This window comes from Streptomyces sp. NPDC059455 (assembly GCF_042750115.1).
Taxonomy (GTDB): Bacteria; Actinomycetota; Actinomycetes; order Streptomycetales; family Streptomycetaceae; genus Streptomyces; species Streptomyces endocoffeicus.
In genome coordinates this window covers 49,507-72,179 of sequence record NZ_JBHYVB010000035.1, presented here as the reverse complement: position 1 = coordinate 72,179, position 22,673 = coordinate 49,507, and the positions used below count along the sequence as shown (strand labels likewise).

General features: G+C 72.9%; 22 protein-coding genes and 1 pseudogene. 11 read left to right on the top strand and 12 right to left on the bottom strand.

The genetic code is table 11. From position 1 onward, the window contains the following. The first annotated feature begins 101 nt into the window (after positions 1-101). Positions 102-332 carry a 30S ribosomal protein S18 gene (gene rpsR / locus ACFXB5_RS15520; RefSeq protein ID WP_385207509.1) on the top strand — a complete coding sequence of 77 codons (231 nt, stop codon included), beginning with the start codon at positions 102-104 and terminating at the stop codon, positions 330-332. On the opposite strand, the gene ACFXB5_RS15515 is transcribed toward rpsR, so the two are convergent. From ACFXB5_RS15515 to ACFXB5_RS15495, 5 genes are all read right to left on the bottom strand, one after another. Beyond that, positions 329-1,720: an MFS transporter gene (locus ACFXB5_RS15515; protein ID WP_385207504.1), complete on the bottom strand. Its 1,392-nt coding sequence runs from the start codon at positions 1,718-1,720 to the stop codon at positions 329-331. The two genes, rpsR and ACFXB5_RS15515, sit on opposite strands and share 4 nt — an antisense overlap. A 93-nt stretch (positions 1,721-1,813) precedes the next feature. Further along, entirely contained in the window at positions 1,814-3,331 is a 1,518-nt protein-coding gene (locus ACFXB5_RS15510) for a mannitol dehydrogenase family protein (RefSeq protein ID WP_385207501.1), read from the bottom strand. 5 nt (positions 3,332-3,336) lie between these two features. Then, positions 3,337-4,542: a D-mannonate dehydratase ManD gene (gene manD / locus ACFXB5_RS15505; protein ID WP_385207507.1), complete on the bottom strand. Its 1,206-nt coding sequence runs from the start codon at positions 4,540-4,542 to the stop codon at positions 3,337-3,339. A 14-nt stretch (positions 4,543-4,556) separates the two neighbouring features. Beyond that, positions 4,557-5,558: a 2-hydroxyacid dehydrogenase gene (locus ACFXB5_RS15500; protein WP_385207499.1), complete on the bottom strand. Its 1,002-nt coding sequence runs from the start codon at positions 5,556-5,558 to the stop codon at positions 4,557-4,559. Continuing rightward, positions 5,555-6,652, bottom strand: coding sequence for a LacI family DNA-binding transcriptional regulator (locus tag ACFXB5_RS15495; protein WP_385207496.1), 1,098 nt, complete (start codon positions 6,650-6,652; stop codon positions 5,555-5,557). Before ACFXB5_RS15495 ends, ACFXB5_RS15500 begins: the two co-directional genes overlap by 4 nt. A gap of 212 nt (positions 6,653-6,864) precedes the next feature. Here ACFXB5_RS15495 and ACFXB5_RS15490 point away from each other — a divergent pair. Then, positions 6,865-7,538 (top strand): annotated as a pseudogene (locus tag ACFXB5_RS15490) (cation transporter). 51 nt (positions 7,539-7,589) lie between these two features. Here ACFXB5_RS15490 and ACFXB5_RS15485 read toward each other — a convergent pair. Then, positions 7,590-7,949, bottom strand: a complete 360-nt coding sequence (locus ACFXB5_RS15485; RefSeq protein WP_201854808.1) for a metalloregulator ArsR/SmtB family transcription factor — start codon at positions 7,947-7,949, stop codon at positions 7,590-7,592. A gap of 229 nt (positions 7,950-8,178) precedes the next feature. Between ACFXB5_RS15485 and ACFXB5_RS15480 the strand changes: the two genes are divergently transcribed. Next, entirely contained in the window at positions 8,179-9,444 is a 1,266-nt protein-coding gene (locus tag ACFXB5_RS15480; protein ID WP_385207493.1) for an APC family permease, read from the top strand. Between the two features lie 258 nt (positions 9,445-9,702). Here ACFXB5_RS15480 and ACFXB5_RS15475 read toward each other — a convergent pair whose 3' ends face one another. Beyond that, on the bottom strand, positions 9,703-10,626 hold the full coding sequence (locus ACFXB5_RS15475; RefSeq protein ID WP_385207491.1) for a glycosyltransferase family 2 protein: 924 nt from the start codon (positions 10,624-10,626) through the stop codon (positions 9,703-9,705). Positions 10,627-10,806: 180 nt separating this feature from the next. Here ACFXB5_RS15475 and ACFXB5_RS15470 point away from each other — a divergent pair, with 180 nt between their 5' ends. Continuing rightward, positions 10,807-11,349, top strand: coding sequence for a hypothetical protein (locus ACFXB5_RS15470; RefSeq protein ID WP_385207489.1), 543 nt, complete (start codon positions 10,807-10,809; stop codon positions 11,347-11,349). Between the two features lie 123 nt (positions 11,350-11,472). Here the strand turns inward: ACFXB5_RS15470 and ACFXB5_RS15465 are convergent, their stop codons facing one another. After that, positions 11,473-12,012, bottom strand: a complete 540-nt coding sequence (locus ACFXB5_RS15465) for a hypothetical protein (RefSeq protein ID WP_385207487.1) — start codon at positions 12,010-12,012, stop codon at positions 11,473-11,475. A gap of 149 nt (positions 12,013-12,161) precedes the next feature. Then, positions 12,162-12,563 (bottom strand): MerR family transcriptional regulator, encoded by a 402-nt coding sequence (locus tag ACFXB5_RS15460; protein WP_385207485.1) that lies wholly within the window; start codon positions 12,561-12,563, stop codon positions 12,162-12,164. Between the two features lie 28 nt (positions 12,564-12,591). Between ACFXB5_RS15460 and ACFXB5_RS15455 the strand changes: the two genes are divergently transcribed. Next, a complete protein-coding gene (locus tag ACFXB5_RS15455; protein ID WP_385207482.1) occupies positions 12,592-13,371 on the top strand; it encodes a methyltransferase domain-containing protein in 780 nt (259 codons plus the stop codon). A 34-nt stretch (positions 13,372-13,405) separates the two neighbouring features. Here the strand turns inward: ACFXB5_RS15455 and ACFXB5_RS15450 are convergent, their stop codons facing one another. The 3 genes from ACFXB5_RS15450 to ACFXB5_RS15440 form a co-directional block, all read right to left on the bottom strand. Continuing rightward, positions 13,406-13,915, bottom strand: a complete 510-nt coding sequence (locus ACFXB5_RS15450; RefSeq protein ID WP_385207479.1) for a DinB family protein — start codon at positions 13,913-13,915, stop codon at positions 13,406-13,408. Positions 13,916-14,070: 155 nt separating this feature from the next. After that, positions 14,071-15,081 carry a sporulation protein gene (locus tag ACFXB5_RS15445; protein ID WP_385207476.1) on the bottom strand — a complete coding sequence of 337 codons (1,011 nt, stop codon included), beginning with the start codon at positions 15,079-15,081 and terminating at the stop codon, positions 14,071-14,073. 274 nt (positions 15,082-15,355) lie between these two features. Continuing rightward, positions 15,356-16,270 carry a LysR family transcriptional regulator gene (locus tag ACFXB5_RS15440; protein ID WP_385207473.1) on the bottom strand — a complete coding sequence of 305 codons (915 nt, stop codon included), beginning with the start codon at positions 16,268-16,270 and terminating at the stop codon, positions 15,356-15,358. A 180-nt stretch (positions 16,271-16,450) separates the two neighbouring features. On the opposite strand from ACFXB5_RS15440, the gene ACFXB5_RS15435 reads away from it, so the two are divergent. The 6 genes from ACFXB5_RS15435 (at position 16,451) to ACFXB5_RS15410 (ending at position 22,667) form a co-directional block, all read left to right on the top strand. Beyond that, positions 16,451-17,026, top strand: coding sequence for a DUF6817 domain-containing protein (locus ACFXB5_RS15435; RefSeq protein ID WP_385207471.1), 576 nt, complete (start codon positions 16,451-16,453; stop codon positions 17,024-17,026). A 550-nt stretch (positions 17,027-17,576) separates the two neighbouring features. Continuing rightward, positions 17,577-19,424 carry a phage tail sheath family protein gene (locus ACFXB5_RS15430; RefSeq protein ID WP_385207469.1) on the top strand — a complete coding sequence of 616 codons (1,848 nt, stop codon included), beginning with the start codon at positions 17,577-17,579 and terminating at the stop codon, positions 19,422-19,424. Positions 19,425-19,431: 7 nt separating this feature from the next. Then, positions 19,432-19,956, top strand: a complete 525-nt coding sequence (locus tag ACFXB5_RS15425) for a phage tail protein (protein ID WP_014058531.1) — start codon at positions 19,432-19,434, stop codon at positions 19,954-19,956. 129 nt (positions 19,957-20,085) lie between these two features. Continuing rightward, positions 20,086-20,997 (top strand): hypothetical protein, encoded by a 912-nt coding sequence (locus ACFXB5_RS15420; RefSeq protein ID WP_385207466.1) that lies wholly within the window; start codon positions 20,086-20,088, stop codon positions 20,995-20,997. Then, positions 20,990-21,733, top strand: coding sequence for a hypothetical protein (locus tag ACFXB5_RS15415; RefSeq protein ID WP_385207464.1), 744 nt, complete (start codon positions 20,990-20,992; stop codon positions 21,731-21,733). Before ACFXB5_RS15420 ends, ACFXB5_RS15415 begins: the two co-directional genes overlap by 8 nt. A gap of 4 nt (positions 21,734-21,737) precedes the next feature. Beyond that, the gene (locus ACFXB5_RS15410) at positions 21,738-22,667 is read left to right on the top strand and encodes a DUF4255 domain-containing protein (RefSeq protein ID WP_385207462.1); all 930 of its coding nucleotides are present in this window, start codon (positions 21,738-21,740) and stop codon (positions 22,665-22,667) included. The last annotated feature ends 6 nt before the right edge of the window (positions 22,668-22,673 follow it).

Here is a 22,673-nt window from a genome sequence, read left to right as displayed (position 1 = left end):
CCGCCGCCACCGACCGCGCGGTGCGCCGCACCGTGCGCGACGCATCGGGGCCGCTCGGCGAGGGCGAGGCGCCGCTGGTGAACGACTGCGCGTGCGGTGCGCTGCGCGAGGACGCCCGGCGCAACCGCGTGAACCCGCTGGACAAGGCCGGTATCACCTACATCACCTACATCGACTACAACGACACCGAGCTGCTGCGGAAGTTCATCTCCGACCGCGGCAAGATACGCAGCCGCCGGGTGACCCGGGTGACCGCGCGGCAGCAGCGCCAACTGGCCCGTGCCATCAAGAATGCGCGGGAGATGGCGCTGCTGCCGTACGGATCGCGCTAGCGCTTCACCGGCTCGGTGCTGTCGGCCGCGGTGTTCAGATCGCGGTCGAGGGTCTCCGGGGACATCCGGGTGGCGACGAGGCTGACCGCGGTGACCAGCGACATATAGATGGCGACCGGTATCCAGGAGCCGGAGAACGCGGTGAGGAGCGCGCTGCAGATCAGCGGGGCGACCCCGCCGCCGATCAGCGAGGAGAACTCCCGGCCCAGCGTGACGCCCGCGTAGCGGTAGCGCTTGCCGAACAGTTCGGGGAAGTAGCTCATCTGGACGCCGACCGAGCCGTGGCAGGCCAGGATGAAGCCGATGACGATGGCCACGGTGATCGCCACGTGTGAGCCGGTGTTCAGCGCGATGAAGGTCGGGGCCGGCAGCAGCACCAGCGCGGCGACGATGGTGGAGTACACCGGGCGCCGTCCGAGGCGGTCGGAGAGCGTGCCGAAGCAGATGGCCGCGAGACCGCCGCACAGGGCCCCGATCAGCAGCACCTGGGGGACGAAGTGCTTGTCGACGCCGACGCTGGACACCAGGTAGGAGGCCATGAAGACCTGGTACGTGTAGGACTGGGTGCTGATGCCGAAGTTCATGAACAGCGCCAGCAGCATGGGCTTCCGGCCGTGTTGGAAGACCTCCTTCACCGGTGAGGCGGGCCGCTCCCGTTGCTCCTTGAGCTCGGTGAAGACCGGGCTCTCGTCGAGCTTGCGGCGCAGTACCAGGGCGATCACGGTCACGAGGAGGCTGCTGCCGAAGATCAGCCGCCAGCCCCAGCTCATCAGGGCGTCGTCGGACAGGCGTTGGGCGAGGATCCAGGCCACCGCGCCCAGGGCGGTGCCCAGCGCGGCTCCGGTCATGACGAGGGAGGACAGTCTGCCGCGGCGTCCGGGGGCGGCGGTCTCGGTGAGCAGGGTGGCGCCGCCGGACTGCTCGGCCCCGGCCCCGAAGCCCTGCCCCATACGGCAGATGAGCAGCAGGATCGGGGCGAGCAGCCCCACCTCGTTGTAGGTGGGCAGCAGTCCGATGGCGAGGGTGGAGCCGCCCATCAGGAGCAGGGTCGCCACCAGCACCCACTTGCGGCCGAGGCGGTCGCCGTAGCGGGAGAAGAAGAGCCCGCCGAGCGGGCGGGCGGCGAAGCCCACGGCGTAGGTGCTGAAGCTGGCCAGGATGCCCACGGACGGTGAGGCGTTGGGGAAGAACAGGTCGCTGAAGATCAGGGCCGAGGCGGTGCCGTAGATGACGAAGTCGTACTGCTCGAGCGCGGTGCCGATGAGACCGGCCAGGGCGGCGCGGCGTACCGCGCGGGGGTCGGCGGGTGGTTCGGCGGGGGTGGAAGGGTCGGAGGGGGAGGTGGCCGACGATGGGGGACGCGCCGTGGCGGGGGTGTTGCTGTCCATGATCCATGCCTCCTTGAACGGATCGATGCAGCGGAGCGGTGGAGGGGAGGGCAGGCGAAGGGAGACGGGGAAGTGGGGAGGTAGGGGACGGGGTCAGCGGTGGGCGGGGGTCCGGAGGGCCCCGGCGGCGTCGGCTGCCGCGGCGGCGGGCCCGTGGCGGACGATGAGGTCGATCAGCTCGGCGACCCGGGCGGCGAAGTCGGAGTGGTCTCGCAGTCCGTCGCCGAGCAGTCCGCTGTCCAGGACGGCTTCGACGAAGGACGGCCCGGAGGCGGTGGCGCTCCGCCCGGCGATGGTGGCGAGCGTCTTCCGGGCCGGGTCCGCCATCGCGGTGGCGTGGGGGCCGGGGGAGAAGCCGGGGCGCGGTGCCACGCAGCACAGATACGCGGCGACGGTGAGCGCGAGGTGGTGGGGCATGCGTCCGGCCCGCAGGTGGAACAGGGCGGGTTCGGGGACCCGTTGGCGCAGTTTGACCGAGCCGTCGGAGCCGACCTGCCGGGTGCGGTGGCCCAGGGCGGTGTTGGCCCAGCGGTCGAAGAGCTGTCCGATGTAGTGGTCGAGGTCGATGTCGGTGGGCACGGTGAGGGTCGGCAGATAGTCGTCGTGGAGCACCGCGCGGGCGGCTTCGGCGATGAACGGCCGGGCGGTGGCGTCCGGGACGGTCTCCCGTCCGTCCAGTGCGCCGAGGTAGGCGATGAGGGAGTGGGTGCCGTTGAGCAGGCGCAGCTTCAGCAGTTCGTAGGGTTCGACGTCGTCGGTGAAGAGCGCCCCGCCGGTTTCCCAGCGGGGGCGTCCGGCGGCGAAGCGGTCCTCCATGACCCACATGCTGAAGGGTTCGGCCGGTACCGGGACGGTGTCGTGTACGCCGAGGTGGGTGGCGACGGCTTCGCGGTAGGTGTCGGTGGTGGCGGGGACGATGCGGTCGACCATGGAGTTGGGGAGAGTCACGGCGGATTCCAGCCAGGGCGTGAGGTCGTCGCGTTCGGCCGCCGGGAGGGCCTGGGTGAACTCGTGGACGAGCCGCCTGGTCTGGGCTCCGTTGCCGACGAGGTTGTCGCAGCTGAGCACGGTGACGGGCCGGGCGTGGGTGCGCATGCGGCGCTGGAGGCCGCGGACGATCTGGCCGATGGTGGTCCGTGGTGGCGTATCGCCGCGCAGGTCGGCCTGGACGGCGGGGGCGTCGAGGTCGAGGCCGCCGGTGCGCGGGGAGAAGGTGTAGCCGTGTTCGGTGACGGTCAGGGTGATGACGGCCGTGGCGGGGGCCGCGAGGGCGTCGAGGAGGTCGTCGGGCTGCTCGGTGGCCACCAGGGTGCCGGTGTGCACGGCGGGTACGGTGACGCGGGTGTCGTCGGGGGTGATCTCCACGACCGCGTAGGCCATCTCCTGGTCGCGCATCGCGCGTGCCACGGTGGCCGAGTGGCTGGCCACGCCGAGGATGCCCCACGGGCCGTCGGTGTGGCGCAGGGCGGCGGCGGTGTGGACGGCCTGGTGGGCGCGGTGGAAGTTGCCGAGGCCCAGGTGGACGATGCCGGTTTCGGCGGGCGGGTGGGGGAGGGTGAGGGCGGCCGCGGGGGTGGTGGTGCGGTTGAGGCGGGGGAGGGTGTGGGGCATCGGTGTCACCAGTCCGTCATCGAGCCGTCGAGCCGTCGCGCGACCGGCAGATAGGCGGGTTCGTAGGGGTGGCGGGCGGCGAGCTCCTCGTCGATCTCGACGCCGATGCCGGGTGCGTCGCCGGGGTGGAGGTGGCCGTCGGCGTAGGACCAGGCGTGCCGGAACACCTCGTGGACCAGGGGTTCGTAGCCCATGTACTCCTGGATGGCGAAGTTGGGGGTGGCCAGGCCGAGGTGGAGTGAGGCGCCGAGGGCGACGGGGGAGATGTCCGAGGGGCCGTGTGGTCCGAGCCGCACCTGCCAGAGGTCGGCGAGGGTGGCGATGCGCCGTAGATGGCTGATGCCGCCCGCGTGGCTCACACAGGTGCGGATGAAGTCGACCAGTTGCTCGGTGATCAGCGTCTGGCACTCCCAGACGGTGTTGAACACCTCGCCGATGGCCAGCGGGACGGTGGTGTGGTGGCGGATGTGCCGCAGTACCTCCTGGTTTTCGGCGGGGGTGACGTCCTCCAGCCAGAAGAGGTCCGCCGGTTCCAGGGCGCGGCCGAGCCGGGCGGCCTCGCCGGGGGTGAGCCGGTGGTGGGTGTCGTGGAGCAGTTTCAGCTCGGGGCCCACGTGTTCGCGTACCCGGGTGAGGACGCGGGGGATGTGGCGGAGGTAGGCGTCGGTGTCCCAGGTCTCCTCGACGGGGGCGGCGCCCCGGTCGGCCGGTTCGTATCCGGTGCCGGTCCTGCTGACGCCGTAGACCATCTCCAGGCCGGGGACGCCGCTCTGGGCCCGTACGGCGCGGAAGCCGCGGTCCCGCTGTGCCTCGATGGACTCCAGCAGCTGGGGGAGGTCCCAGCCGGTGGCGTGGGTGTAGGCGAGGATCCGGTCGCGGACCGCGCCGCCCAGCAGCTGGTAGACGGGCTGTCCGGTGGTCTTGCCCTTGATGTCCCACAGCGCGATGTCCACCGCGCCGATGGCGGTCATGGTCACCGGTCCGCGCCGCCAGTAGCCCCCGCGGTAGAGGTACTGCCAGGTGTCCTCGATGCGGGCCGGGTCGCGGCCGATGAGGAGGGGGGCCAGGTGGTCGCGCAGATAGGAGGCGACGGCGAGTTCGCGGCCGTTGAGGGTGGCGTCGCCCCAGCCGGTGACGCCGTCCGCGGTGGTGATCTTGAGGAGGACGAAGTTGCGGCCCGGGCTGGTGACGAGGACGTCGACGGCGGTGATGGTGTCGGTCGTCGTCACGGGGTCACCGCCACCACGTTGTGGAGCGGTTCGCCCGCGGCGAGCCGGCGGATATTGGCGGTGATGTCGGCGGTGCGGTGGACGAAGGTCTGGCGGGTGAGGCCAGAGGAGTGAGGGGTCATCAGCACGTTGTCCAGCGTGTCGAAGGGGTGCTTGCCGGGGGCGGCGGTGTGCCCGTCGGCCGGGTAGCGGTACCAGACGTCGATCGCGGCGCCGCCGATGGTGCGGTCGCTCAGCGCCTCGTACAGCGCGTCCTCGTCCACGACGGGGCCACGGCCGACGTTGACGAGGACCGCGTCCGGGCGCATCCGGGACAGTTCGGCCGCGCCGATCAGCCCGGTGGTGTCCTCGGTGAGCGGCACGGACACCACTACGACGTCGGAGCTCTCCAGCAGGGCGTCGAGGTCCTTGACGGTCCCGGCCCACAGCAGTCCGTGGGCGGCCGCGTCCACGTCCCCGCTCCGGGTGACGGCGATGCCCCGCGCGCCGAACGCCTGGAACAGCCGCCGGCAGCGGGCCCCGATGTGCCCGAAGCCGACGAACCCCACGGTGGCGGCGGTCAGGTCCGCCGCCCACGGGGCCCGTGGGTCATGGGCGGGGGAGTCCCAGTGCGCTTCCCGGCGCAGCGCGGTGTGCTGGCGCAGAAAGCCTCGGCGCATCAGGATCGTGGCGGACACGATGTATTCGGCGATGGCGTTCTCGTGGTGGAAGGTGTTGGCCACCTGGGTGCCCGGCGCCAGCGCGGCGATGTCGATGTTGTCCGTTCCGGCTCCGGCCGCGTGGACCAGCCGGAGCCGGGTGGCGGCCGCGGCCATGGTGGCGGTGCACCGGCCCGAGACGAGGACGTCCGCGTCCGCCATGGCGGCTTCGACCGCCTCGGTGTGCCGGGGGTCGGGCCAGTGGACGACCGTGCCGTGGGGGACGGCGGCCTCGAACTCGGCGCGCAGCGGGGCGAGATTGGGGTCGGCGACCACCACGGTCAGGGGGCCGGCGGTCATGAGGCGTCCTTGGTGGCGGGGATGGCGGGGCCAGCGGGCGCGCCGGGCGCCGTGGCCGTGGCGGGCGCGGTGGTCGTGGCGGGCCGGTGCCGTGGCGTGTGGGTGGTGGCGGGGCCGGTGGAGTCGCGCACGATGAGCTGCGTGGGCAGCCGGTGGGTACGCGGAATCTGCCGCTCGCCCGCGAGGACCTGCCCCAGCATCTGCAGGCTGAGCGCCCCGGCGCGGGCCATCGGCACGGCGACGCTGGTCAGGGAGGGCTGGGACACCTCGGCGAAGGGGATGTCGTCGAACCCGATGACACTGAGGTCCCCGGGCACGCTCAGCCCCAGCGCCCGCGCGCCGGTCAGCACGCCGAACGCCATCAGGTCGTTGTGGGCGATGACGGCGGAGGCGCCCGAGGCCATGACGCTCGCCGCGGCGGCGGTGCCGCCCGCCACCGTCTCGGACTGCCAGCCCAGCAACTCCAGCTCCAGTCCGGCGCGTTCGGTCTCGGCGCGGATGAGGTCGGCGCGGTGGGCGTTGGACCAGGAGCGCCGCATGCCCTGGACGTAGGCGATCCGCCGGTGCCCGAGGGCGGCGAGGTACTCCACGGCCTGGCGCATGCCGTGGGCGGCGTCGGCGAGTACACAGTCGGTGCCGGACGTTTCGCGGTTGACCAGCACGGCGGGGGTACGGCCGCAGATGTCGAGCACATCGTCCGCGTCCAGCCGGGGAGAGCATACGACCAGGCCGTCCGCCCGCTCCCTCAGATGTGCGAGGACCTCGCGCTCACGGTCCGGGTCGAGGTCGGTGTCGGCGAGGACGACGGTCTGCCTGCGGTGCCGGCACTCGCCCTGTGCGGCCTTGACGAAGGCCCCGAAGACGGGGTTGGCGATATCGGGGACGACGAGCGCGACGGTGGCGGTCTCGGCTCGGGACGCGGTGGTGCTCTCGGTGGTGCGCGCCACGGGTGGTTCGTACCCCAGCTCCTGCGCCACGGTGAGCACCTTGCGCAGGGTCTGGGGGCCGAGTCGGCCGGGGTCGCTGAACGCCCGGGACGCCGTGGACAGTGCGACATTGGCGCCCTTGGCGACATCGGTCAGGGTGGGGGCCATGGCAGCCCGTTACCGGTGTGACGAGGTGGGGTGGATGAACGGCATGTGGCATGGTCTTCACCGTTGCGCAACCTTGTCAATGCTTGCCAAAACATTGGCAAGACCGGTCGGCGCCGAAGCTTTCCGCGGTCCGGGGCGGCCTTTCGCGGTCCGGCGAAGTCTTCCCCGGCTCAATGGGTGCACGAGTGTGCGCATATGCACATGGTGACGGTATGGAGTCCCATCACCACGGACATCGGCACCACCACCGCCGGCACCGGCTCGCGCATCTGCTGAAACCGCACTCCCACGAGTCGCCGCAGAAAGTCGACTCCGCGGTGGAGTCCTCGGCCGAGGGCATGCGCGCCCTGTGGCTCTCCCTCGCCGTCCTCGGCGCCACCGCGGTCCTCCAGGCCGTGGTCGTCGTGGTGTCCGGCTCGGTGGCGCCGCTGGGCGACACCGTCCACAACGCCGCCGACGCGCTGACCGCGCTGCCGCTCGGCGTGGCGTTCGTCCTGGGCCGCCGCGCGGCGAACCGCCGGTTCACCTACGGCTACGGCCGGGCGGAGGACCTGGCCGGGATCGCCTCACTGGCCGTGCTGCTGGGCGCGGGCGGCGCGGCGCTCGGCTGGCAGCCCGCGGACCCGATCGTCGGCCTGGCCATCACCGCCGCCATCCTGCTCGTCCTCAAGGACGCGGCCCGCGAGGTGTTGCGGCGGCTGATGGACTCCGTCGACCCGGCGGTGATCGACGCGGGCGAGGCCGCCCTGTGCGAGGTCCCCCGAGTGCGGGGCCGAACACGCCCTCCTCCACGCGGTGCCCCGGCTGACCGCCGCCCTGGTGCACACCGACCCCCGGGCCGGGCGCGGAGAACCCGCATCGCCTGCTGGCCCACCACGCCGTATGACTGGCCGACCACGCCATGTGAGGAGATCCCGCGAGCGTGCTCCGCGGAGGCTCAGTCGTGCGGCGGGGCCCCGGTGACCATGTGGTCCGCGTGGTTGACGGCCTCGGTGACCAGTCGGCGCAGATGGCCGTCGTGGAGGGAGTACACCGAGCGGCGGCCCTCCTTGCGCACCCGGACCAGCCCGGCCAGCCGGAGCTTGGCCAGATGCTGGCTCACCGCCGGGCGGGCCGCCCCGCTGGCCTCGGTGAGGGTGTTGACATCGGCCTCGCCCCGGGCGAGGGACCACACCAGATGCAGCCGGGTCGGGTCGGACAGCAGCGAGAAGACATTGGCGGCCGTGGCGAACTGCGCCGCGCCGCTGGGATGCGTATGCGACCGGGTCGCAGTTGAGGAGGGTTCGCTGACCGGCATGCCCCCATCGTAGAGCGGCGGGCGAAGGGCGGACCCCGCCCGGCCCGCACGGTGTCGAACGGAAGGCCGGCGGCATCGTGGCCGGTGGCCGAACCCCGGCACCATACTGGAGCACATGCACTTCGCCGTCTCCCGCCAATTCCGGCCGCCGCGCCCCCTCGGGCCGCTCACCGGCTCACACCCGCGTCGCCGGACCATGTACGGCCTCGGGACGGGCCGGCGCTGAGCGATGGGGGACACGGTGAACACCCCCGCCGGGCCGGGGGAGTTGCGGCGGCGCCTGGGGGTCTTCGACGCGGTCGTGGTCGGCCTGGGGTCGATGATCGGCGCGGGCATCTTCGGGGCGCTGGGGCCCGCGGCGCGGGAGGCGGGGACGGGGCTGCTGCTCGGCCTGGTGGCCGCCGGGGTGGTCGCGTACTGCAACGCCACCTCCTCCGCGCGGCTGGCCGCCCGCTATCCGCGGTCCGGTGGCACCTATGTCTACGGACGTGAGCGGCTGGGCGACTTCTGGGGGTATCTGGCCGGCTGGGGGTTCGTGGTCGGCAAGACCGCCTCCTGCGCGGCCATGGCCCTGACCGTCGGCTCCTACGTCTGGCCCGCCCAGGCACACGCGGTGGCGGTGGCGGCCGTGGTGGCGCTGACGGCCGTCAACTACGTGGGGGTGCACAAGGCCGCCTGGCTGACCCGGGCGATCGTGGCCGTCGTGCTCGCGGTCCTGGCCGCCGTGGTCGTCGCCCTCCTCACCTCCGGGGAGGCGGCCGCCGCACGGCTGGAGATCGGCGGCGACGCCACCCTCGGCGGGGTGCTGCGCGCGGGCGGCCTGCTGTTCTTCGCCTTCGCCGGATACGCCCGTATCGCCACCCTCGGCGAGGAGGTCCGCGACCCGGCGCGCACCATCCCCCGTGCCATCCCCCTCGCGCTCGGCATCACCCTGGCCGTCTACGCGGCGGTCGCGGTCGCGACGCTGACCGTGCTGGGCAGCGGCGGACTGGGGGCGGCGGGCGCCCCGCTGGCCGACGCCGTGCGCGCCGCCGGGCTCCCGGGGCTGTCGCCGGTGGTGCGGGCGGGCGCCGCGGTGGCCGCGCTGGGGTCGCTGCTCGCGCTGATCCTGGGCGTCTCACGGACCACCCTGGCCATGGCCCGCGACCGGCACCTTCCGTCCGCGCTGGCCGCCGTGCACCCCCGGTTCGCGGTGCCGCACCGCGCCGAGCTGGCCGTGGGCGCGGTGGTGGCGGTTCTGGCGGCGACGGCGGATCTGCGCGGTGCGATCGGGTTCTCCTCGTTCGGGGTGCTGGCCTACTACGCCGTCGCCAACGCCTCCGCCTGGACCCTCACCCCCACCGAGGGCCGCCCACCGCGGATCGTGCCGGGGCTCGGGCTGGCCGGCTGCCTGCTGCTGGCCTTCGCCCTGCCCGTCTCCTCGGTGGTCTCCGGCGCGGCGGTGCTGGCCCTGGGCGCCGCGGCCTACGGGGTGCGGCGCGCGACGGCCGCGTAGGCAGCCCACCGCGGCGGAACGCGCCGCCGACACAAGATCATCGAACTGGCCGGTTCGCGCTCCGCCGTCGAGTTCATCGGCCGCCCCACCGACGCCCCCCGCCGCCCGCTGCCCCCACAACACCCTCGCCCGCGGCAAAATCCAGTGGGCACCGGTCGCCCCCGCCGGCGAGGGGCCGGCCCGCACCATCGAGCTGGTTCCGGCGCCAGGCCGCCTGCCCCCCTCTCACAACCCTCACCGTCATGGTCATGGCCGTGGTCATCGGTCATGGGCGATGGCCTGCCCCTCCTCCCGTCGGGGCGCGTCGTCCGGCCGCTGCCGGTCCACGCGCCGGGCGGCCTCCTCGACCCACGGCGGCAGCGGCCGCCGCTGCCACAGCGCGGTCGGCAGCCGGGCGAGCAGACCGCCCAGCGCGGCCCGCGCCACCGGGTCCCGCCCTGCCTCGGTGAGCAGCCCGGCGGTGCGCCGGGCGGCGAGCGGCAGCGGGCGGCGCAGCCAGCAGCCGATCAGCTCGTTGCGCCGCATCACGGCGGTGTGCTCGTCGTCGCGCGATGAGGGGCCCGGATCGTGGTGGGCGACCACCTCGGGGCAGTACGAGACGCCCCAGCCCATCGCGGCGAGGTCATAGGCGAGCAGGGTCTCCTCGCCGCCGAAGAAGATCAGCGGATGGAAGCCGCCCACCTCCAGGAAGGCGCCGCGGCGCACCACCGCCCCGCGGGCGAGAAAGCCGAACACCTCGCGGCCGGGAAGGTCCTCGGCCCGGCCCACGGGGGAGGCGGCGAGTGTGGCGTTGAGCGGATCGGGCCGCTCCGCCGCGCCGACCAGCACCTGGGCCGCCAGCAGCCCCAGCCGCGGATGGCCGTTCAGCAGGGTGGCCGCCCGTGCCAGGGCGCCGGGCCGCCACCAGGAGTCGTCGTCGCTGAAGGCCACGTAGGGCGTGCCGATGGCGCGTACGCCGTCGTTGCGGGCGAGCGCGCCGCGGTTGGCCCCCAGCGCCAGGACTCGCACCTGGGGAAAGCGCTCGGCGACCATGGGCCGGGTGTGGTCCGTCGAGCCGTTGTCCACGACCACGACCGGTGGCCGCTCCGGCAGGGCGGTGAGGTGTTCCAGAGCGGTGGCGAGTCCTTCGGCGCGGTCGCGGGTGGCGAGGACCACGCCCACGGAGGGGCCTGGCGCGTTCACGGCCACCAGGTACCCGGTGCCCCGGCCGCTATGCGGTACGCCGACCCGCCGGGCCCTTATGCGATGCGCGCACGGTCGTCCATACCGGCGCACCGCCGTTGAGAGTGATCTATGTCATGTTCGACACCGTCGTCCCGCGGGTACGTTGCTGACAGCTATCGCGCAAGAGGAGCGGCTCGTTTGTCCCTGGACCTGTCATCCGTCATAGCGGCGACCACGCATTGGCTGATCAGGGCCTATCCGGCGGCCGACGGTGCGATGAACACCGCGCTCGCAGAGGCGCAGGCACGACAGGCCGTGACCGTCGCCGCGTGGCTGCGCTACCCGACCACCACCCACGCCGCCCTGGTGACCATGGCCGGACCGGGCGGTTCCTACCGGCTGGACTGGCTCGTGGACGCGGAGCCCTATGAGATTCGCGGCCCCGACGGCGTCTGGCGCACCTGGGTGGACGAGGTCGTGGCCAGTTGGGCGGCGGCCCTGCTCACCTGCTCCACCCTGGCGTCCGAGGCCGTGGCGGCGCTCGCCGACTGTGATCACGCCGCCGGGTCCCCCGGGGAGTTCCGGCGGCTCACCGAGCCCGACGCCCACGACTGGCAGGCCGCGCCGCTGATGCGCCATCCGGACCTGATGGCGTGCGTCGTGGAGCTGCACCGTCCCCAGCTGCTGGAACGTCTGCGGCGGCTGCCCAGCGACGACCAGACGCCCACCAGCGCGGCCTGACGGCGCCGGCACACTACGGGCGGCCTGTCACGTCACAGCGCCCGGAGCTCCCCTTGGCCCAGCGGGCTCCCCCTCACCGGTGGCAGCGGCCGCTGTGACCGGCCGAGGGAGGAGTGGAGGGAGTCATGTTCCGGCCACAGCCTCCCGCGGCTCCGTCCGGCCGGGGCCGAACATCGTGGCGGCCGCGCCCTCGTGCAGCGACTTCAGCGTCGCGCGCTGCCGCCGCGCCCGGTTCAGCAGCTCGATGAGCCGATCGGGGTCCAGCCTGGGGTCCTCGTCGGCCGCGGCCAGCAGCGCGTGCCACAGCAGCGCCTTGCCCTCCACTCCGATCCGCAGCGACTCCAGCTCGAGGACCGTGCTGAGCCCCGAACGTCGCCGCAGCCGGCCGTTGGGCTTCAGCCGCCCGGCCTTCTCGCCCAGCCAGCCCCCGTAGACCTTGTAGCGGCGGACGGGCACCTCGAGGTCGGCCATGACGGTCAGGAGCGCCTGGCGGTCCTCCATGATCTGCGCGGCCACGTCCTCCAGGTCGCCGCCGAAGGGCGACTCCCGGTGCTCGCGGGCCGTCCGGCCGGCCAGCTGCACTCCGGCCGTCGCCCCGGCCAGGTGGTCGTTGAGGTAGATGCCGAGCATGCGGGGGGATGTCGATGTCCTGGGCTCGCTCATGATCGTCCTTTGGGATTCGGCACGGTCGTATCGGGCCACGCGCCGGTCGTACCGAGCCCGGCCGTATCGGGCCACGCGCCCCACTGAGTGCCCAGCCCCGGTCGCCTCAACCAGTCCCCGCGCCCCGTCGTCATCACGGCAGCGCTGCCTCAGCCCTCCGGAGCCACCCGCTGCCGGTAGTGCGGGCACCGGGTGAGGTCGTCGTGCTCACAGCCGAGGGCGCATTCGACGAGCGCCAGCGAGTCCCGCGCGGCGGCGATGCGGGAGCGGAGTGTCTCCGCCTCGCGCCGCAGGATGTCCCGGCGGGCGGCCGGCTCGGTGGTGGCGGTAAGGGCGCGGATGGTGTCCAGGCCGAGCCCGGCTTCCTTGGCGCGCAGGATGACGGCCACCCTGATGAGGTCGGCCTCGCCGTAGCGGCGGCGCCCCGCGGTGTCGCGCGCGGGGTGCAGCAGGCCCACGGTCTCCCAGTGCCGCAGCACATGAGTGGCCAGCCCGAACCGTTGCGCGACCTCACCGATGGCCATGGCCGCCATGGCGCCGCTTGACTTCATGCCGACATTAAGTCGCAGTCTCGCGGTCATGTCCAAGGAGAAGCACAGCGAGCGGGACGTACGGGAAGGGGCCACCGATGCCCTCATCGCGCGGTTGGACCGCGCCGAGCGGTCGCCCGCGGCCGGACGGTTGCGCGCCAGGACCTACGAACTCCTGGCGATCGAGCCGGGCACCCGCGTGGTCGACGTGGGCTGCGGCGCCGGGCGGGCCGTGGCCGAACTGGCCGGGCGCGGGGCGCGGGTGACGGGTGTGGACGCCGACGAGCGGATGGTCGCCGTGGCCCGCGAGCGGTGGCCCGGCGCCGACTTCCGGGTCGCGGACGTGGGCCGCCTGCCGTTCGGCGACGCCATGGTGCACGGCTATCGGGCCGACAAGGTCCTCCATGAACTCCCCGACCCGGCGGGGGCGTTGGCCGAGGCCCGCCGGGTGCTCGCGCCGGGTGGGCGGGTGGTGCTGGTGGGCCAGGACTGGGAGGCGCTGGTCGTGGACGCCGACGACGCGGCCCTGACCACCACCGTCGTGCGCGCCCGCGCGAGTCTCCTCCCCTCGCCCCGCGCCGCACGCGGCCAGCGCGGTCTGCTGCTGGACGCCGGGCTGTGCGACGTCATCGCGGAGGCGCACACCACGGTTCTCACCGGGCCCGAGACGCTGCCGTTGCTCACCGGCCTGGCCGAGGCCGCGTGCGCGGCCGGTGCGATCACCCGGGACCAGGCCGCGGCGTGGTGTGCCGAACAGCGCGAACGCGCCCGCGCCGACCGGCTCTTCCTCGCCGTGCCCCTGTTCCTGGCGGCCGGTACGGCAAGGTGAACGGGCCCATGAGCACGGGCCGGAAGCCGATCGCTCAGGCCCCCACGACCCCGTCCACGCCCTCGCGCAGGAAGTCCGCGTGCCCGTTGTGGCGGCCGTACTCCAGCAGCACATGGACCAGCACCATCCGCAGCGACACCGCCTCGTCCCACCGGGGCTGATGGCCCGCCAGGTCGAGCGACTCCGCCTCCCGCTCGATCCGGCGGGAGGTCTCGACCTCCGCCTCCCAGGCCGCGAACGCCTCGGCTCCGGTCGCCTCGCTCACGTCGTACGCCGCCTGGAAGTCGATCACCGGGGACCAGACCATCGGCGCGTCGTTGTCCTCGAACACCCGCCGGAACCAGGCCCGTTCCACCTCGGCCATGTGCCGCACCAGGCCCAGCAGCGTCAGCGTCGAGGGCGGCATCGACCGTTGCCGCAGCTCCTCGTCCGTCAGCCCCTCGCACTTCATGGCGAGCGTCGCCCGCTGGTAGTCCAGGAAGGCGCGCAGGGTTTCGCGTTCGTCGCCGAAGTGGGGCGGTTCCGGGCGGCTGTCGGCGGTCATGGTCGTTCGTCCTCCTCGACGGCTGGGCGGGTCCCTGGGTGGCGCTGTTCGGCCTCATAGGACCACGGCCGCCGGGACCCGCCCGCACCGGGGCCATGGCCGAAACGCCGAGCAGGGCTCCCCGGCCCGGATCCGCCCCGGGCCGGGGGAGGTGGTCAGTCCTCGTCCTCCTCGTCCTCGAAGGCGTCGCCGATCTCGTCGACGACCTCCGCGGCGACCATTCCTCCGACGACGCCGACCGCGACACCCGCCGCGACGCCTCCGACGACCGCCGCGGTGCTCGGGCCGGAGCGCCGCCCGCCGTCGTGGTGTCCATCGTGCTCACCGTGGCCGTACGAGCCGTGGGCGCCGTGGGCGCCGTGGGCGCCGTGCGAGCCGTAAGAGCCATAGGTGGCGCGCCGCTCGACGAGCCGGCGGATCCAGGCGTCGACCTCGGTGTTCCAGTCGTGGTGCTCGACGCCCTCATGGCCGACGGTGAAGAGGGTGAGGGCGTCCTCCCCCGAGGAGAAGAGCCCGCCGCGCTTGTCGGCCTCCAGGACGACGTCCATGCCACCCGGGGTCGCCAGGAACGTCACCTCCAGCTCGTTGATGGCGTGGGCGTACTGGGGAGCCGGGGTGAGCTCGATCTCCTGGTAGAACGGCAGCCGCTGCCCGGTGCCGCCCACATGCCCCAGCTCCAGATCGGCGGACTTGAAGCCGAAGCCGAGCTGCCCCAGCGCTTCCAGAATGGCCTCCTGGACCGGTAGCGGGCCCACGGTCAGCTGGTCGAGGTCGCCCTTGTCCTTCGCGCCCGCGACCTCCAGCCCGGTGCGGACGCCGAGGATGATGCCCAGCGGCTGCCCGTACAGTTCGGTGATCGGCGTCTCCCAGGGGAGGTGGGCCGTGAACGGGAGGCTGCGGTGCTCGCCCTCGGCGAGCCGGAAGCCGCCGCCGACGGTGAAGCGGTCGAAGAGGACGACTCCCTCCCGTTCCTCGTCGCCGTGCTCGTCCTCCACCCGGGCCACGAGCTCCAGGGTGATCTGCTCGATCTCGAAGTCCGCCGTGCCTCCCCGGAGATGGACCTGACCGGTCAGCGGCCCGCCGGGGTGTACCGGGCCGGGGTCCAGCACCGTGTCCACGGTGGGTCCGCCGACACCGAGCGAGCCGAGCAGTCGTTTGAACACCATCGGGGCGTCCACTCCTTCAATGTGCGTACTGTCGCGTGTGCGTGGGGGTTACGGGCGCGTGCGGTGGACGGCGGTGGAGGACGGCGGTCGGGCGACAGCGGGCCGTGCGCCGCGGAACGTTCGCGGCCGGTGGCACGTTCACCGTGTGTCCTCCCTCCGTGCTTCTACATGCATGTAGAGCATAGGGGTGTGCGCCGCGTCGAGACGGCCCATCCTGGCGCGTTGACGGCGGAAGTCCGAAAATGATCACTCGCGGGGCCGTGCCGAGCGCCCTTCAGGTGAGGCCTCCAGATGAGGCGTCGCCGCGCAAGGTGCCGGCCACCGCGTCCGCGAAGGCCCGGGCCAGCGGCGGGAGCGCGTCCCAGCGGCGTGCGGCCCAGCCGACGGGCAGCGGCGGCAGCGCGGGGATCGGGACGAGCCGCAGCGGCCCGTCGTCCCCGGGCACCGGCAGCCCCGGCAGGGCGGGCACCACGGCGCGCCCCAGCCCGAGTTCGGCCAGCAGCAGGGCCGTGTCCCAGTCGGCGACGCCGGTGTCGGAACCGGCCCGTACGCCCAGTTCGGCCAGGGCCGCGTGGAGCTGCCCGCCGGAGGTGGAGTTCGGCGGCAGCCGTACGAGGGGGATCTCGGCGAGGTCGGACACCTCCACCCGCGACCTGGCCGCGAGTGGATCCCCGGCCCGCAGCGCGAGCACCCACGGCAGCTCGGCCACCGGCCGTTGCTCGACACCGCGCACCGGCCCGCCGAGGGTGATCCAGGCCAGATCCAGATTGCCGGCGATGAGGGCGCCGAGACAGCCACGGCTGGAACTCTCGGTCTGGAACTCCAGGTTCACCTTCGGATAGCGGCGGCGGAACGAGACGATCGCCTCGGCCATGAAGTGCCGTACGGTGGTGCTGCCGGTGGTGATCCGCACCGAACCGCTCTCCCCGTGCACCAGGTCCCCCAGACGGCGCAGCGCCAGATCGAGCCCGGCGATCCCGTCCGCGGCGGCCTCGCACAGAATGCGTCCCGCCGGGGTGGGTACGACGCCACGCGCCTGGCGCTCCAGCAGACTGACGCCGGTCTCGCGTTCCAGCCGCTTCACCCGCTGGCTCACCGCCGACTGTGTGCAGGTCAGCTCCCGGGCCACGGCGCTGAGGCTGCCGGCCCGGCACACGGCCACGAACACCCGCAGATCGTCCAGAGTCATAACCCCCAAGGTAGAGCTTGGAGTTGGCGAGCAATTCCCAGGATTGACTGGGGTGGCCGGTGGTCGCGACGATCGTCGCAGGGCTCAGGCGGCAACCCGTACGGCGCCGGCACGAGGATCCGGACCGGGTGGGGGCGCGGTGCGGGTGCCGACCTGCCAAGCACCGAAAGGACACGACCTGTGCCTGCCGCTCCCCCTCCTGCCGCCGCCGACCGGGCCGTCACCCTCCTGCGCCGCCTCGGCGCCGCGCGCATCGCCCACCCCGGCGGCAGCACCCTCCTCGCCCACCTCCAGCGCGTACGCGCCCGGCTCGCCGCCTGGGGCGCCCGCCCCGAGCTCCAACTCGCCGGGCTGTGCCACGCGTTCTACGGAACCGACGGCTTCCCCGTCACCCTGCTGCCCCTCGGCCGTCGCGGCGAACTCGTGGCGGTGATCGGCGCGGAGGCCGAAGCCATCGTGTACCTCTACGCGAGCTGTGACCGGAAGGCCACCTGCCCGGTGCTCGGCGACCCCGACGCGGTCTTCCACGACCGCTTCACCGGCCGTGCGCACACCCCCGAGCCCTGGCTGCTCCGGGACTTCGCCGAGCTGTCGGCCGCCAATGAGCTCGACCTCGCCCGTCTCGATCCCGCCCTGCGGGAGCGGCGCGGCCCCGAACTCCTCGCCCTGTTCACCCGCTGCCGCCCGCTGCTCAGCCGCCCGGCCTGGCTGGACGGCCATGCGATCCTCGCGCCGTCCCCGCTCGCGAGCGACTGAAGTGCCTCGCGACTGAAGTGCCTCGCGACTGAAGCGCCTCGCGGCTGAGGCGCCCGCTCGGCGGGCGCGTGAGTTGCCTGCTCAACGGACGCGTGAAGTGCCTGCTCAGCGGGCGCGCCCCGCGGGCGCGGGTGTGATATCGCCGGAAGCGCGGGACCGCAAAACGGCGCGCCGAACCGTTCACCTTTTCGGCTCGTTCTCGCCGTCGGCGCGCACCGGCCGGGATTTTGTGATCATGAATTGCCGGAAGTGTTCGCGCACGGTAATAGCTTGGTCAACTCCATGGAGAGGACGAAACGATCTAGAAATTCCCCGTGAAGGAGATGACCGGATCAATGCCTTGACCGGAATCACGTCGAGCACGGAAACTCAAACCGCACTCACGCATCAGGAGCCGCAAGCGACGTTCCGAATCCTGCGATACCGGTTTCGCGGGGGCGTGCGACCGGGGGAAGTGCCAGGAGAAATCGTGTGCGCGGTGGAAAATCCGTGCGTGTGATCTTCACTTCCCCTCCTCATCTCTTGATGCGATGAAGAGAATGGAGGGGGAATGCCGACGCCCGCGGGCTATCCCGGTGTCTACATCGAAGAGCTTCCCAGCAGCGTCCGTACCATCGCCTCGGTCACCACCTCGGTGACCGCCTTCGTGGGCCACACCCGGCGGGGCCCGCTGAACACCCCGGTCCGCATCACCAGTTTCGCCGACTTCGAGCGCCGTTTCGGGGGCCTCACCTCGCAGAGCGCGGTCGGCTACGCGGTGCACCAGTTCTTCGGCAACGGCGGCACCGTGGCGGTCGTCGTCCGCGTGACCAAGGCCGGGACCGGCAAGGCCGCTTGCGTCACCCTCGAATCCACCGAGGGCCACAGCGAATGCCCCGTGCTGGAGGTGCACGCCAAGGAGCCTGGCCACTGGGGCTCGGGCCTGCGGCTGGCCGTCGACTACGACACCCCGTGCCCGGAGGAGACCTTCAACCTCCATGTGCTCGACGCCCGGGGTGCCTCCCGCGAGTCCTTCACCAATCTGTCCATGGACCCCGCCCACGGCCGCCACGCCGAGACCGTGATCAACGCCGGGTCGGCGCTGATCCGGGTCAAGGCGGTCGGCGAGGGCCGGCCGGACCCCTCCGGCACGGTCTCCAAGCCGTTCGCGGAGGAACTCCCCGATCTCGAGGTCGAGCTTACGGTCAAGATCGGCGAGGTGGAGCGCGCGTTCACCCTCTACGACCCGGACTGCGACGGCGAGGCTCCGTGCGACGTCACCGAGCTGGCCCTGCTCCTGGAGCGCAAACTGCGCGCGCTGCCCGACGCCCCCGGCAAGCACGCCTTCGCGGGCACCGAGGTCAGCGCGTTCGGCCGCCGCCTCCAGGTCGTCGCCGGCTCCATCGACCCCGACGACGTGGTGCGCTTCCTGGGCGAATGCGCCAATGACCTGGGCCTGGAGGCATCGGTCAACCCACCCGTCTTCCCGCTGTCCGGCGGCGAGGACGGCGCCCCGCCCGGCCCCCGCGACCTCATCGGCAGCGAGGCCGACAAGACCGGCCTTCAGGCGCTGCGCGACATCGAGGACGTCAACCTGCTGTCACTGCCCGAACTCGCCGGATACGAGTCCGTGGGCGACATGGTCACCGTGCTGTCGGCGGCCGACCGGCTGTGCCGGGAGCGGCGGATCTTCCTGCTCGTCGACGCGCCCTCGGCCTGGGGCAGCGTGGACGCGGCGCGCGCCGGGATCGGCGCCTTCGAGCGGGTCCGCAGCGACCACGCCGCGCTGTACTTCCCGCAGCTGCGGCTCACCGACCCGCTCACCGGGCGGCCGCGCGCCTTCCCGCCCTCCGGGGCGCTCGCGGGCGTCATGGCCCGTACGGACGGCGAGCGCGGCGTGTGGAAGGCACCGGCCGGGACCGAGGCGCGGCTGGCCGGGGTGCACTCGCTCGCCGTCCAGCTGACCGACCGTGAGAACGGGCTGCTCAACCCGCTGGGCATCAACTGCCTGCGCACGTTCCCGGTGGTGGGCCCGCTGGTCTGGGGCGCCCGCACGCTGCGCGGCGCCGACGCGCTCGACAGCGAATGGAAGTACGTCCCGGTACGGCGGCTGGCGCTGCATATCGAGGAGAGCCTGCGTCGCGGACTGCAATGGGTCGTTTTCGAACCCAATACGGAGCAGTTGTGGCAGCAGATCCGGCTGAACGCTTCCGGCTATCTCCACACGCTGTTCGAGAAGGGCGCGTTCAAGGGCGGCACTCCGCGGCAGGCGTACTTCGTCAAGTGCGACAAGGACACCACGACGGACGAGGACATCGCCAACGGCATCGTGAATGTCGTGGTCGGTATTGCGCCGGTCAAGCCCGCGGAGTTCGTGATCGTCAAGATCCAGCAGATGGCCGGACAGTTCGAGATTTAGGAATGTGATGGCTGAGTTCCAGGTCAACGCCCATCGCTTCGACCCGTACAAGAACTTCAAGTTTCTGGTCCTCTGGGACGGTCGTACGGTCGCGGGCATCAGCAAGATCAGTCCGCTCAAGCGCACCACCGAGGTCGTCAAACACCGCAACGGCGGCGACCCCAGCTCACCCCGCAAGTCCCCGGGCCGGTCCGAGTTCGAGGGGATCACCCTGGAGCGCGGCGTCACCCACGACCCCGAATTCGACCGCTGGGCCAACAAGGTCTGGCAGGTCGGCGCGGGGCTCGGCGCCGAGGTCTCGCTCGCCGACTTCCGCAAGGACATCGTCATCCAGGTCCTCAACGAGGCGGGCCAGGTGGCCGTCTCGCACAAGCTCTACCGGACCTGGCCGAGCGAGTACCAGGTGCTCGGCGAGCTGGACGCCAACGCCAACGCGGTCGCGATCCAGAGCCTGAAGCTGGAGTGCGAGGGCTGGGAGCGGGACTACGAGGTGCCGGAGCCGGAAGAGCCCTCGTTCACGCATCCCGCGTAGGCGGGGGACGGGGACGGGGCGCGGGACGGCGGACGGGAGCGGCTACGGCTGTGGCGGCGGCCGTCATCGGGACGGCGACGGTCACGGGTACGGGGAACCGCACGGTACGGGGAGCGGACGGCCTGAGAGATGGGGAACACGGGGCCCGCGGAGCTGCTGGCCATCTGGGAGACGGGGCTGGCGCACCATGGCCCCGGCCGCGCCCTGCTGCTGCACCGGGCGGCCCGCCCGGAGACCGCGGCGGACGAACTGCTGTCGCTGCCGGTGGGCGAGCGCGAGGCGGATCTGTACGCCCTGCGCCGCGCGCTCTTCGGCGAGCGGATGCAGATCCGGGCCGAGTGCGGTGGGTGCGGCGAGGCCATGGAGTTCGACCTCGACGCACGCGACCTGGGCGTGCGCCCGGGGGACCAGGACGGCCCGCTCCGGGCGGAGGAGGGCGAGTGGACGGTCGAGTTGCGGCTGCCCACCGTCGCCGACGTGGAGGCCGCCGCGCAGGCGGCGGCCGAAGCGGGCGGGCCCTTGGGCGCGGGCGGGCCCTTGGGCGCGAACGCGAACGCGAACGCGAACGTGGGCGTGGGCGCGAACGGGAACGTGGACGCGGCCTCGGATTCGTACGGCGGCGAGTCGGACTCGTACGGCGGCGAGGCCGAGCGAGAGCCCACCGCCGCCGCCCGCGCCCGCCGGGCCCTGCTCGCCCGCTGCATCGTCTCCGTGCACCGTTCGGGGCGGCCCGTCGCCGCCGACCGCCTCCCCGCGGCCGAACTGCCGGAGCCGGTGCAGCGGCGCCTCGCCGAGGCCGCCGAACGCGCCGACCCGGCGGCCGATGTGACGCTCAACGTCGCCTGCCCCGAATGCGGCGAGGCCACCCGGGCCGAGCTGGATATCGCCTCCTACCTGTGGGCCGAACTCGACCACTGGGCCCGGGACCTGCTCCTCGATGTCCACCTGCTCGCCACCGCATACGGCTGGAGCGAGCCTCAGATCCTGGCGCTCAGCCCGCTGCGGCGCCGTTACTACCTGGAGCTCTGCGCAGATGGCTGACTACTTCGACCGGCTGCTCGCGCGGCACGCCCCCGTCCCCGCGTCCGGGCCGGCGGCGGGCGGCGGCGTCGGCGACCGCCCGGTCCGGGTACGGCCGCGGCTGCCGGGCCCGTACGAGCGGATCGAGGCGCTACGGGGGGAATCGCCGCTTCCGGAGGAGCCCGCGCCTGCCCGGGTGTCCCCGCCACCGGCGGCCGACCGCCACCAGGAGGTGGTCCGGCACGACCGCGAGGTCAGGACCGACCGGCACACCGTCGTACGCGCCGAGCCCACACCGTACGAGGACGTGGAGCGGCTCGCCGAACCCCCCGCCCCGGCACCGCTGTTGCTCCCCAGCACACAGATCACCGCCAGACCGAACCTGCTCACTCCCGACGCTCCGGCCACCCGGCGGGGCACCACGGTGTCCCCGGCGCCCGACGCCACACCGACGGCCGCCCGGCCCTCGCCCGGCTTGCCGTCCGCGGACGTGTGGTCCGCGGTGGCCGCCGCGCCACTGCCGCCCCGCGCGGCCGACCCCGCCCTGGGCCGCGAGGCCGCGCGGCTCCCCGCCGGGCGGCGCCGCGCCCGGTCCGCCCAGCGCACGGTGCACGTCCAGATCGGGCGGCTGGAGGTCACCGCCGCCGCCCCGCCCGGCGCCGACCGCACCACGGGGGCCCGCGCCGGAACGACGGAACGGCGCGCACCCGCGCTGAGCCTGGAGGACTACCTGGCCCGCGGCGAGAGGAGGGACTGACACCATGAGCAACGGACTCGCCTTCGCGACCGTCACCCAGGCCCTCGCGCTGCTGATCGCGAACAATCTGCGGCCCGAGATCGACATCGCGGTCACGGTGGACACCCGGAGGCCCCCGCCGGAGCCGCCCACCGAACCGACCATCAACATCTTCCTCTACCAGGTCACCCCGAACGCCTCGATGCGCGCCACCGACCTGCCCACCCGCGCCTCGGACGGCACCCTGCTCAAGCGACCGGCCGCGGCGATGGATCTGCACTACCTGATCAGCGCGTACGGGGAGGAGTCCGAACTGGTCGGGCAACGCCTGATCGGCACCGTGGTGCGCATCCTGCACGAGATGCCGATGCTGCCGAAGGACGTGATCGAGGAGGCCGCCCGGCGCTCGTACCTGACGGGAAGCGACCTGGTCGAGGCGGTGCAGCGGGTGCGCTTCACCCCGACGCAGATGGACGTGGACGAGACCTCCAAGCTCTGGGGGATGCTCTACCAGACCCCGTATGTGCTGTCGGTCTGCTACCAGGGCTCGTTGGTCCTGATCGAGGGGCGCGAACGCCCGGTCCCGGCGAAGCCGGTGGAACGGCCCACGGTGCGGGTGCTGCCCTTCGGCGCGCCGGGAGCGCCGGAGCCACCCACCTTGCCGGGGGCGGAGCCGGAACGGTCCGGGGAACCCGCCGAGACGGAGGCGGAGGCGGAGGCGCCGACGGAGGCCGAGACCCCGTCACCCGCCCAGCCCACCAAGAAGCGCCCCGCCGCCGCGAAGACGGCCGTGGCGAAGTCGGCCGCGGCCAAGACCGCCAAAGCCGCTGCCACCAAATCGGCCGCGACCAAGACCACGAAGTCCGCCGCCGCCAAGTCCGCCGCCTCGCCCGCGCGTACACGCAAGTCCACGCCCCGGCGCCGCGGTGGCCGTACCGAGGACACGGAGAGCTGAGGCACA